The 10,142-nt window shown below is 58.8% G+C and carries 9 protein-coding genes and 2 pseudogenes; 9 read left to right on the forward strand and 2 right to left on the reverse strand.

Annotated elements, in window-relative coordinates; all coding sequences use genetic code 11:
- Positions 1-51: 51 nt before the first annotated feature.
- The 7 genes and pseudogenes from ABLE85_RS20650 to ABLE85_RS20680 all read left to right on the forward strand — a co-directional run.
- Complete coding sequence (locus ABLE85_RS20650; RefSeq protein ID WP_348794590.1) at positions 52-1,119, forward strand: CsgG/HfaB family protein; 1,068 nt, start codon at positions 52-54, stop codon at positions 1,117-1,119.
- A gap of 459 nt (positions 1,120-1,578) precedes the next feature.
- Positions 1,579-3,087 carry a hypothetical protein gene (locus ABLE85_RS20655; RefSeq protein WP_348794591.1) on the forward strand — a complete coding sequence of 503 codons (1,509 nt, stop codon included), beginning with the start codon at positions 1,579-1,581 and terminating at the stop codon, positions 3,085-3,087.
- Between the two features lie 201 nt (positions 3,088-3,288).
- Positions 3,289-3,762 (forward strand): hypothetical protein, encoded by a 474-nt coding sequence (locus ABLE85_RS20660; protein WP_348794592.1) that lies wholly within the window; start codon positions 3,289-3,291, stop codon positions 3,760-3,762.
- A 28-nt stretch (positions 3,763-3,790) separates the two neighbouring features.
- Positions 3,791-4,435 carry a hypothetical protein gene (locus tag ABLE85_RS20665; RefSeq protein ID WP_348794593.1) on the forward strand — a complete coding sequence of 215 codons (645 nt, stop codon included), beginning with the start codon at positions 3,791-3,793 and terminating at the stop codon, positions 4,433-4,435.
- Positions 4,436-4,461: 26 nt separating this feature from the next.
- Positions 4,462-4,833 carry a curli-like amyloid fiber formation chaperone CsgH gene (csgH, locus tag ABLE85_RS20670; protein ID WP_348794594.1) on the forward strand — a complete coding sequence of 124 codons (372 nt, stop codon included), beginning with the start codon at positions 4,462-4,464 and terminating at the stop codon, positions 4,831-4,833.
- A 45-nt stretch (positions 4,834-4,878) separates the two neighbouring features.
- Positions 4,879-5,652, forward strand: a complete 774-nt coding sequence (locus ABLE85_RS20675; protein ID WP_348794595.1) for an AprI/Inh family metalloprotease inhibitor — start codon at positions 4,879-4,881, stop codon at positions 5,650-5,652.
- A 138-nt stretch (positions 5,653-5,790) separates the two neighbouring features.
- Positions 5,791-5,988: pseudogene (locus ABLE85_RS20680) on the forward strand (transposase); the annotation flags it as partial.
- 943 nt (positions 5,989-6,931) lie between these two features.
- On the opposite strand, the pseudogene ABLE85_RS20685 reads toward ABLE85_RS20680, so the two are convergent.
- A pseudogene (locus ABLE85_RS20685) lies at positions 6,932-7,545 on the reverse strand (transposase); the annotation flags it as partial.
- A 397-nt stretch (positions 7,546-7,942) separates the two neighbouring features.
- Between ABLE85_RS20685 and ABLE85_RS20690 the strand changes: the two are divergent.
- Positions 7,943-9,102 (forward strand): IS3 family transposase gene (locus tag ABLE85_RS20690; RefSeq protein ID WP_348794596.1). Its coding sequence is split into 2 segments (ribosomal slippage): positions 7,943-8,207 and positions 8,207-9,102, totalling 1,161 coding nucleotides; the frame shifts between segments, so codons are not numbered across the junction.
- A 13-nt stretch (positions 9,103-9,115) separates the two neighbouring features.
- On the opposite strand, the gene ABLE85_RS20695 is transcribed toward ABLE85_RS20690, so the two are convergent.
- Positions 9,116-9,556 carry an N-acetylmuramidase domain-containing protein gene (locus tag ABLE85_RS20695; RefSeq protein WP_348794597.1) on the reverse strand — a complete coding sequence of 147 codons (441 nt, stop codon included), beginning with the start codon at positions 9,554-9,556 and terminating at the stop codon, positions 9,116-9,118.
- Between the two features lie 157 nt (positions 9,557-9,713).
- On the opposite strand from ABLE85_RS20695, the gene ABLE85_RS20700 reads away from it, so the two are divergent.
- Positions 9,714-10,025: a hypothetical protein gene (locus tag ABLE85_RS20700; protein WP_348794598.1), complete on the forward strand. Its 312-nt coding sequence runs from the start codon at positions 9,714-9,716 to the stop codon at positions 10,023-10,025.
- Positions 10,026-10,142 lie beyond the last annotated feature (117 nt).

Below are 10,142 nucleotides of genomic sequence, written 5' to 3' on the forward strand. Positions count from 1 at the left end.
TGGGACATGGCCGCAAGGACTAATTTTCGTTTGGGAGCCGCAGCGTCGCTCGTGACCGCAGCGCTGGCGCTTTCAGGCTGCCAAACCGAGATGCTGACGACTCCGATCTCGCAGGAGCCGATCATCGCACCGGTGACCAAGCAGAACGACCTGTTGCGCACTCTGCCGCCTCCGACCGACCGGGTCGTCGTCGCCGTCTACGATTTTCCGGATCTCACCGGCCAGTTCAAGGAACGGGATGTCGTTCAGTCGTTGTCCAAGGCGGTGACGCAAGGCGGCGCTTCCATTCTGATCAAGGCGCTTCAGGATGCGGGTGAGCGGCGGTGGTTCACTGTTCTCGATCGCGCGACGCTCGACAATCTCCTCAAGGAGCGCCAGATCGTCACCGAGATGCGGCGCATCTACCGCAATGAAGTGCAGATCAGCGCTGCCGCCCTCCCGCCGTTGCGCCATGCCGGCATCATTCTCGACGGCGGCATCATCGGTTACGACGCCAACACCAAGACCGGCGGCATCGGCGCACGCTATCTCGGCATTGGTGCCGATACGAAATGGCAGTTGGATACGATTACCGTAACGCTGCGCGCCGTATCGACCAGCACCGGCGAGGTTCTGGACAGCGTCACCATTCACAAGATGGTCGCTTCGTGCGCACTGCAAGGCGGCGTCTTCCGCTATGTTGAATTGGACAAGATCCTTGAGGGCGAAGCCGGCGTAACGCAAAACGAGCCCAAGGAAATCGCGGTTCAGCAGGCGATCGAGAAGGCTGTGCAGTCGTTGATCATCGAAGGCGCCGACATCGGAATCTGGAGCTTTGCGGATCGCGCGCGCGGCGCTGCCATTATCGATGCTTATCGCCACGAGAAGTATGATGGCAAGATTCCGGAGGGGGCCGTGGTTCCTGCACGCCCGGATACGCGCAATCCTGCGCTCGTCGTAGAAACGGTGCCAGGGCGGCCGCTTGCCCGTGCGCCGCGTGTCTATCCTCCGGTCGCACCAGGTAGCCCACCGCCACCAGCCGACGACGAAACGGTTGGCTCCCTGCCTCCGGCACCGACCGAGAACGAGGTCGTGGGCGCCGCGACCCCGGTGAAGCCGGTTAGAGTCGCAATGCGCTAGGGCATGATCCCGAAAAGTTGCAGACTTTTCGGACAAGATCATGCTCCAAAACAAAGCCTTAGAGCGAGATGGCGTTCAACGAAAATTCATCTCGCTCTAGGTCGCTAAGCAAGGCCAGATAGCAGGCAAAATCGGTCACCTTCGGGAGCGGAACCGTCAGTGGAATGTCACGGCTTCGCCACTGCGATCGGTATTCTGTCTTTTGCAGAGTGGCGGCCGCCGGGTCGCGGCGCGCAACTCGGCTGTTTGCAAACTTGGGCCTTGTTCCTCGATTTGGCGAACCAAGTATATCAAGCACGAGCTTTGAGACTACGCGCTGAGGATTTACCTTAGAATCCCAATGTTGGATCGTCGCGATACTTTCATATGTTTTGCTTTGACAAGCATCAGTGAGACCCTTAACCCCTTATTAAGGAGTTTGGCGCGTGAAGGCGCTTTTATCGCGGGGGAAGCGCGTTGTTGTCGACTGGCAAATATGTGTTGGCTTTAGGCGTCGCTGTTGGCGCAATAACTCAAGCGGCCGCTCAGAGCGCTACAAACGAGGCGTGGATCGGCCAGACCGGCGACACCAATACAATCACTATCCACCAGGCCGGCAACGGCAACAGCGTAGGCGCCGATAACAGGAAGCTGCGCCTGAACCAGGATGGCCGATTCAACAACATCACCGTCAAGCAGACCGGTTGGTCCAACAGCGCTGGCGCGACTGTTCCCGCGCAATCGAACGTAGCGTCGGGGATCAACCAACAGGGCGACAGGAACGAGATAGATTTGACGCAGGAGAACCTGGACGCAACCCGGTCCAACGTTATCGCTGCAATCTTGCAGATTAGCCGCAAGCGCCTGTCCGAATTGGCGAACGCGCTCCGCGTAGTGCAGAATGGTGGCCATTCGATCGGCTGGGTAATGCAGGAAAATACTTCTGACGGCCTGAGGCAGAATACGGCGAGCCTGCTCCAAAGCGGCGGATTGGCAGGTCACGGGAACACGATAGGTTCCGTGCTCCAAAAGGGCGAAGGCAACATCATCGAGACGACGCAGGCCCAAGCTGCGAACCGCATCGGTGGCCTACGCCAGCAGGGCAGCGGCAATGAAATCACAGTGCTTCAGGACACAGGCGAAGACAACAAGCTTGAGCGGGTCGCGCAGGTTGGTGAACTGAACAAAGCCACGATAAGTCAATCCGGTTATCGCAACAATGTGGCTTGGGTATTTCAAAACAATGAGCGCGTGGCCATCGCCGGCAATACGCTGGCTGTGACACTGGCCGGCGACGACAATGGCGGCGACGGACGGGGCGGCGTTGGCTTTTTCACCAACGACGTCTCACTCCGCGTTGGAGCCTACCAATCGGCATTCACCCAGATCGGCGACGACAATGCTATCAGCATGACTGTCAATGGCGGTTCGGAGAATCTGTTCGGTTTCTATCAGGTCGGTAGCGGCAACGGCGCAGTGGTTTCAATCAGCCCCGAAGCCGGGCCCAACCCGTCCCGCGCGGCAAGAAACGAGGTCGCCATCATGCAGCGGGGCGACGACAACAATACCCGTGTAGGCATGGCCGGTAATGAAAACGTCGCGGGCATCAATATGAACGGGCCCCGCAACCAGCTAAGCCTTACCCAGAAAGGCAATAGCAACGTTTCCGACATCGATATCCAGGGAAGTGACAATAACCGCGTCGCCGCCCCGGCGCTGATCTTTGTCGCCCCGCTTCAGGAGCTTGTCGTTGCAAGTGACCTGCTTCCCGGTAATGGATTGCAGAGCGGCAACGGCAACGGCGCCAAGATTGGTCTAAAGGGCAACAATAATCTGTTTGCCTTCGCTCAGACCGGTGAAGGGAACAAGTTCTCTCTAAGTGTTAGCGGCTCGATGAACCAGGTCGTTTCTGTTCAGAGCGGCAATCAGAACGCCTCGATGGTCACACAGACCGGAATAGGCAATTCGCTTGCTATCCATCAATTCTGAGGCGCTGGCTTTCGAACTGGCTCCGATCGAGGTTCGGAAAGGGCTCCTTTACTATGCTTTGCGGCAAATAGGGCTCTTTGCCCAGCGCGACGCAGTTGCCTAAAATTGTCTCCATTTTGAGAAGCACGACTTAGCGAGTGAGGGTGCAGGGTCCCAGCCGTAACGCGGGGACTTTGCAAGATGAAATGCATTCTTTCGGGAATGGCGCTGGCGCTGCTTGCCGTGCAGGACGCTCATGCCGCCAACGAACTCATACTGATCACCAACAACCCAACCACGAATTCCGCCGTTCTCGATGTCATGGGTTACGGCAATCGCCTCGAGATCCAGCAGAACTTTACGTCTGGCCCGCTCGGCAACTCGATCCAGGTCCAGATCCACGGGGACCTCAATGGCGGACCGGCCGGCAGCAGCTTCACCGGGGCCGCGCTCCGCCCGGGCCTCACGCCCGGATCGCTGGTCCAGAACGGTTTCGGAAACTCGATGTCATTCAACGTTTCGGGCTCGAACAACCTGTTTGCTGCCGCGCAGTATGGCAACTCGAACGTGATCACCGCATCGATAGCCGGGTCCGGCAACCAGTCCAGCGTTGTTCAGAACGGATATGGCAATTTTGCGGGCTTTTCTCAGACTGGATTTGGCAATACAGTGAGCATCACGCAAACGTCTTGGTAAACACTTGATTCCGATCCGGAGATGCCTCGTGATGATGAAAGCCGGTTTCCCTATCGCCGCAACGGCGGGCGGCCTATTTCTCGCAATGGCGGGAACGGCCGGTGCCGGTAACGGGAATAAGCTCTACCTGCTTCAGGAGAAGACCTTCGGAACGGAGGGCAACACGCTTTCCGTCGACCAGTCGCAGGCCAATGACAGCATCATTCGGGGGCTCGTCAGTGGCCAACCGGCGACTCAAAAGGGCAGCGGCAACCGCGCCGAACTCACTATAGATGGGAATGGTGGCAGAGTGCAGCTGCTACAGAACAACAGTATCTCAGGCGGCGCCGGCAACTCCGCTGTGGTAAATCTCTCGGGCAATGCGCTTGCCATCCTGGGGCAGGTCGGAGCCGGCAACACCGCTAATCTGTCAGTGGCCGGGGAACTCGCGCAGGGCAGCATTTTTCAGACTGGTAAATTCAATAATGCCGATCTGAGCGTTTCAGGGAACAGAGCCAAAGGTCTTGTGACCCAGATCGGCAACAACATCACGACTGGGCTGTCGGTCACAGGAACAGGAACAACGGTCAGCTACACGGTGAATGGTAACAATGTCACCAATGCTCCGGGTGGTGGCGTACAGGTTTACACCAACGGTGCGGCTGTCTCCATCACCCAGACCACATTTCCCTGATCCGGACGGACAGGAAGGATGCGGTGATGTACAATGCGAAACTGGTTCTGGCAGCATTCATGAGCCTAGCAGTCCCGACGATCGCAGCGGCGGGTGGGGACAATGCCGTTCTCCCGATGATCGAACTTCGGCATATCGACGGAAGCCTCGAGATCGTTGGCAAGGCACTTGCCTTGTCGGATTCCAATGTTTCGGGCGAGCTCGTCATAAATCGGAGCGGCCAAGCCGGAACGGTCTCGAGCCAGCAGGGCGGCACTCTTGAACTCATCGCCGGCCAGGTGGCAAATATTGCCAAGGTCAACGTCTCCTACGCCGACGGCGACAAGCTGGACGTTACGCTGATCTTGAGCCGCGACGGAATCTTCGTCGCCAGATCGATACTTTCCACCGAAGAATAGAACACTCGATATCTGTTGCCACCGATGCTTGAGCCAAGGTAGATATTGGCCAGCGGGGAACAGTCTCAGGGGGATTTCTTGTTGAACATTGGCATTCGCTGCGCGGTGGCCGCCACGCTGTCCTTCGCGCTTTGGACCACCGCCGCCCTGGCGCAAAGCGAGGCCGATCTTGTCGCCGCGTTTTCTGGCAAATGGAAGGTCTTCGACGCCCGGTTCGGCAAGGGCGACGAACGCTGCGTGCTCGATCTCGGCAAGACATCCGTCGAACAGAATTTCTCGCTGGGCAGCGCCGGCTGCGGCGGTGAGTTGGCCGGCGCAGCCAAGTGGGGGATCGTTGACAAGCAGCTCGCCCTTCTCGGCGACGGGAATCTTGTGCTGGCTCGGCTTGGCGGCAACCAGAGACGTATCACCGGCACTACCGCCGGTGGTTTGCCCGTCATCCTGGACCGGGTCGACGGGACGGTCGACAGGCTGGATACGGCCGTCAAAACCAGCGGCTGCTATTTTCTCGGCTTCACCAACAAATGTGCGCCCAAGGAGGAACTTGGCGATCCGCTGGGTGCCGACTCTGCCGGAAGCAAAAAGATCAACGTGATCGTCAACCTGAACGTGCGTGCGGAAGCGCGTGACGACGCCGGCATCGTCGGCGCGGTACCTCAAGGCGCTTGCATCGAGGTGGACACCTGTCTGACGGCTTCGGACGGCGTCTGGTGCCAGGCACAGTTCGGTCCCAAGACCGGCTGGCTGCGCAAGACGGCCCTTCGCAAGGAACGCTGGCCGATCATTACTTTCGTGAACAAGTGTGACGCGAAGCAATAAGGCTTGGCCTGCCCTCTTGAGGGCGGCCACCGACGCCCTTGAAAGATTTGAGGGGGCTTGCTCAGGCGAGCTGATGTCGGGGCAAGCCCAGGCCTCCAATGGACCTAAACTCCTCCTCTGGTCGTCGGGACTGATCGCAACGGCGAAATCTTCTTCAGCCTCGCCGAGGCTCGGATCGTCATCGAGCAATGGCGGCGCTACTACAACACCGAACGGCCGCACTCATCGCTCGGATACAAACCGCCGGCGCCGGAGGCCCTCATATGGCCTTCGAAACCCTGCAAAGCGGCACCATCATCGGCTCTGCAGATGGCCGACAAGCCCATCATGCATTAAGACTGAAACCGGACCACCTCATAGGGGCAGGCCAAAGGCAGCTGGGTTAACGAAGTGTGGATAGAAGCGCGATACGCACAAGTGTAGTCAGCCTATTAACAACTCGTTAATAGGACGCTAACAGGATGGCCTTGCATGAATTTCTCCCTGAATTTCATGCAAGGCGGCACCGGACACCCCCTAACACCCCACCGGTGCCGCCACCTAATTTCAGGTCCTGGCGCCGTCGGGTCCGCGTGAACTTCATCTTCGCACATCCTGCCTGCCTCGCCATCGAGTGACTTTAATAGATCCCTCGGCTCGCCAATCTTATGGCATGCCAAGCATCGGCTATGTTTCGTCGGTGGTTCTAAAAACGGTACAGGCAAAAGACTGTTGCGCCGCTGTCAAAACGGCAGCCTCCCCGCCCCGTTAGGAGAACACGAGGCGGAAAATCAAACAACCCAGCTTTCGAGACGGGCCGGCTGGCCCCGAGGCAATGCCGGTCGTTGTGCCATTACGGAATGAAAATATCTGACACGCAACATGCATCATAGTGTTTGCCGGCATCTGCCGGGCCCGATGTGTTCCACACGTCGGGCGGCTCGCCGAGGTCGGGGTTACCCAGGGTGTAAATATCGGCGAGCTCGTTGCTGCAAGAGACGCCGGCCAATGGGTTGACGGTGCCCCGCTCAGATGCAGGCTGGAGAGCGGACGACCCCAGCGCTTGCAAGACCGGCTATCTGCGCCTCGGCTTCGAATGGCGCGAATATACGGCGCGTGCCTCTGCTCGTGCAGCGGGCGCGGTACTGGGTGAGGGAACAATCAGGTCGTCATAGCCTCTGGCGCGATAGATCACCGTGGAAATTGTTCAGCGGTCATGAAAATACCGAGAACAGCGAGGCCGCAATTGGCAAGGTTGCCGTTGAGTTCGCCGATCATCCCCCAAAGGCCTCCCTCAAGTCTACTGGTAGCGTCCGTCAATGGGGCGTAATTTCGGGCGTGGAATTGCGCCGTCATGATCAGGCGATTCTCGGTGTAGTCTGAAATGGCTTTTCCTCCTAGATTGCTGGCGGATCAGGTCGGCCATGGCCTCGACCTGCATGCATCGGTGTTGACGTTGCCATTCGTCATTTGCCTCGAGGAGAACCGCCCCGATCAGGCGCACGATGCTGTCTTCATTCGGGAAGATGCCGACGACATCGGCGCAGAGATTCACTTCCTTGTTCAGCCATTCCAGCGGGTTCGTGCTGTGAAGCTTGGCGCGGTGTTGGGCGAGGAACGCCATGTAGGCGAGCACATCGGCTTCGGCATCGTCCATGAAGGTCCAAGCTTCGGCCATCTGGCGCGGAGCTAATCGGCGACATTCCGCCATGTCTGCAAGGCATTATCGTGATCGGGCTGGATGAAGGCCTGCCGGATCGCGGCGGCGACCATGGTGTGCTAGCCCCTGGGAACGTAGGCCAGCGCGTTACGCATGGCGTGGACCAGACATCTTTGCCATGTCGCGCCGAGCACGCGGATGGTGGCGGCCTTCAAGCCCTCATGGGCATCGGGGGTGACTAGGATCAAACAGCTCGACGCAAAATCGGGGCGGGGTAAGGCATCAGAAATAATTAGCAACTGATAACAATCACATACGAGTTCTCAGTTTCATTCCATCCGGCGCGCCATTCTTTTCAATGGCTTAGAATGGATTAGGAAGCCGCTGCGTTTCTGTTGTCACACTGTAGTCACAGTGAGGCATGAATGGCGACTCTGCGAAAGCGGAACGGCAAGTGGCAGGTGCAAGTCAGGAGACAGGGCCATCAGCCTGTTTCAAAGAGCTTCATAAATCGCAAGGATGCTGAGGCCTGGGCCCGAGACGTGGAACGACGTTTCGATCAAGGCGAGGCATTGCCTGCTCGGGTTGGTCTGCCCCCTGAAAAGTGATCCTTCTTGAAGTATGGCTTGTGAGCCTCAGAAGGACTTTGAAATGGCAGCGAAACGACACAAGGCAGAAGAGATCGTCACGAAGCTGCGTCAGGTCGACGTGCTGAACGCGCAGGGCAAATCGATGGCGGAGGCGATCCGGTCGATAGGCGTGACGGAAGTGACATATTATCGCTGGCGGGCTGAATACGGCGGCCTGAAGGGTGACCAGGTGAAACGGCTGAAGGAGCTGGAGGCGGAGAATGCTCGGCTCCGGCGGGCTGTTTCCGATCTCACCCTGGACAAGATGATCCTTGCCGAGGCCGCCAAGGGAAACTTCTAAGCCCCGCCCGCCGCCGCGCCTGCGTGGATCATGTCGTTGAGGAACTGGGCGTGTCCGAGCGACGGGCCTGCCGGGTTCTCGGTCAGCATCGGTCCACGCAGCGCAAGATCGCCAAGACACCGGATGACGAAGCGGCGTTGACCGCCGACATCACGGCCCTCGCTCTCCAGTATGGCCGCTACGGCTATCGCCGCATCACGGCGATGCTGCACCAGGCTGGCTGGATCGTGAACGTCAAGCGGGTCGAGCGGATCTGGCGGCGGGAGGGGCTGAAGGTGCCGCTCAGGCAACCCAGGCGCGGTCGGCTCTGGCTGAACGACAGCTCGTGCATCCGGCTTCGGCCGGAACACCCCAACCATGTCTGGTCCTACGACTTCGTCGAGGACCGCACACACAACGGCAGGAAAATCCGCATGCTCAACGTGATCGATGAGTTCACGCGGGAATGCATCGCCATCCGGGTCGAAAGGAAGCTGAAGGCCGTCGATGTCCTCGACGTGCTTTCCGATCTCTTCATCCTGCGGGGCATCCCGACGCATATTCGGTCCGACAACGGGCCGGAGTTCATCGCCAAGGCATTGCGGAAATGGATCGCGGCGGTCGGTGCCAAGACCGCCTACATCATGCCGGGCAGCCCGTGGGAAAACGGTTATTGCGCGAGCTTCAACTCGAAGCTTCGCGACGAACTGCTGAACTGCGAAATCTTCTACACGCTGAAGGAGGCAAAGATCATCATCGAAAACTGGCGACAGCACTACAATACCGTGCGGCCGCACTCATCCTTGAGCTACAGACCGCCGGCACCAGAGCCGACGGTTTGGCCTCGTCAGGAGGGCTCGACTTCGACGCCAACCGTGGCGGGAAAGCCGAGCATCCACTAACATCAAACCCGGATCACCCCATGGGGGCAGACCACCCAGCAACACTCTCGCGCGCCTTGGCGACCAGCCCGGCCACGTCCTTGAACCCCAGCATCTGCCAACGGGCACCCACCACCTGGCCGATGCCGTAGGAGGCGCTTTCGAACGCTGCTTGCTTGTTGATGCGCGAGGCGTCGAGCAGCATCCAGCGCTTGACCTGCGAGGTCGGGTTCTTGATCGTCCCGGCGCGCGGGCTGGCCAGCCCCTTGCGGCGGGCCTGGTCGCGTTCGTCGCCAGTCAGCCGTTGGTCGAAATAGTGCCCCTCCCAGTTGATCAGCGGCTCCTTGCGCCCCTTGATCAGCTCGGATGTGCGCCCATTACTTTCGATCTCGATCACGGCGAACAGGACCGCCGCCTCGATCTTCAGGCTCGCGGGATGGGCCCGTACCGCGTCCACGGTCGGTTGATCGAACATGGCAGTTCCTTTCCCGCCTGTGAGGCGTGGTCTGGTGGGTGATCTTTCGGATTTGCCTAAGCGTCTTTCGAGCCCTAAGGGACACGCAGCGTTGACGCTTCATGGTCGGGATGTATGCTTCCCCCGCGCACTACTGAGAGAGGGAAAGATAGAATCGATGTCGTTTCAGATCGAGAATGTGGCTTTGCCGGATGAAGAACAGGCCTCTGCCAAAGCCTACTGGGGCTCTATCGATTTCAGTTTCTACAAGGCGAAGCGACCGTGGTCTGAATTTATCGCCGCCGAGGTACTCAAATTCCAGCCGCGTGCTGTGCTCGAATTTGGCTGCAACGCTGGCAAAAATATCGCCGTCATAAATGACGGCGCGAAAAACGTGTTCATATCGGGCATAGACGTCAACGCCCAAGCCGTCGCTTTCGGACGCAAGAAAGGCCTAAGGCTCGCGCACGGGGATGAAACGGTTTGTTGATTTCCGCCAGGAACTGACCCGGGATTTCCGCCGAGAATTGACCCGCCTTTCAGGTATGTTTCGGTTCGGTGGTGGTGGTCAAGGTCCTGCTTTTCTCCTTCGTGGTTTTGGTCTCAT

Source organism: Mesorhizobium sp. KR1-2, assembly GCF_040045035.1.
GTDB lineage: Bacteria > Pseudomonadota > Alphaproteobacteria > Rhizobiales > Rhizobiaceae > Pseudaminobacter.